General features: G+C 39.4%; 1 protein-coding gene. It reads left to right on the top strand.

Translation table 11 applies throughout. The features are described from left to right. Positions 1–744: 744 nt before the first annotated feature. On the top strand, positions 745–1,265 hold a 521-nt coding region (locus tag ACUVJL_RS20750; RefSeq protein WP_445247562.1), incomplete at its 3' end, for a CPBP family glutamic-type intramembrane protease.

Below are 1,265 nucleotides of genomic sequence, written 5' to 3'. Positions count from 1 at the left end.
AATCAAAACTGGACTGATTCAATTACTAAAGGATGGGCAGCCTGCCGCAGGTGGGTTCTCAATAACCTTGTGGGGTATAGCGATCGCACTGTTAATGTTTATAGGTGTAATGCTGGCAATCCGCAGTTTGCTTTACTTACCACAATGGAGACAAGCGATTCGTAGAATTCTATTGTGGCGGGTCTGGTTAGGGATTGGCTGCACATTCTTGCCAGCGTTTTTCCTACTTGTATTACCTTGGCTATTGGAATTGGTGTCCGATAACTTTTTGGGATATGTAGTTCTGTTTCGATCTAGGCTCGATCTGATGCTTTGGCTGAGTGTGTGTGCGGTTTTGGGCGTAGCAAATGGAATTGCACGTTTGATACTTCTGGCGCGTTCTAATGGATCAGAGTATTAGAAAAGCAAAATTATCTATTCAATCTCACGTCAATTTCACAATCCAAAGGAAATTATTTTATCAAAAGCCAGCATTCATCCCCGCCCATGAGTACATGGACGGGGATGAATGCTGTCGATATAATTAAAAAGCTTTGTTGAAAGATAAGTCTTAAGGAGTAGAAATATGAGCTCAGAATGAATTAAAATTAAAAAATTAGGCAGGCTGCATTTAATCCTAGTTAAAACAAAATTATAGTTGCAAATAATCCTGGTTTGAAAATGTCTTGATTGCAGGTTTGAGCAATTAGCATGGCAGGTCGCTACAAATAATCCTTATAAAACGACCTTTAATAAATTACAATTATGTATACAAGCACATCATCAAATAAATCACCCCTAAAGTTCTTTCTACTGGTTTTTGCTCTTGCTATTCCATTATGGGTAATTGGAACAGTGGTCAAAGTTAAAGGACTTCCTCTGGATGTTCCTATTACTGACTTTATAGGCGCCTTTATACCGTTAATAGCTGCCTGTATCCTTGTTTATAAAGAAGAAGGGCATGGTGGCGTTAAGAAACTGCTGAAAAGAATTTTCGATTTTTCAAGAATCAGGCAAAAAATCTGGTATTTGCCTCTTATTTTCTTGATGCCAATAATATATTTATTGATATATGGAGTAATGCACTTGTTTAGACTGCCACTTCCTATAGGAGTGGAAATTCCGTTTCTAAAGAACGCGGTAATGTCTGTTGCCTTCTTCCTCCTTGCTACAGGTGAAGAAGTCGGCTGGTCGGGATATGCCGTTGATGCTCTGCAAGAACGATGGTCTGCACTAACAACCGCCATCATTGTAGGCTTGGTGTGGGCAATATTGCATTACCCATC

This window comes from Microcoleus sp. OTE_8_concoct_300 (assembly GCF_031383065.1).
Taxonomy (GTDB): domain Bacteria; phylum Cyanobacteriota; class Cyanobacteriia; order Cyanobacteriales; family Microcoleaceae; genus Microcoleus.
The sequence above is the reverse complement of the archived record's forward strand: the minus strand, read 5'-3'. Positions and strand labels throughout refer to the sequence as shown.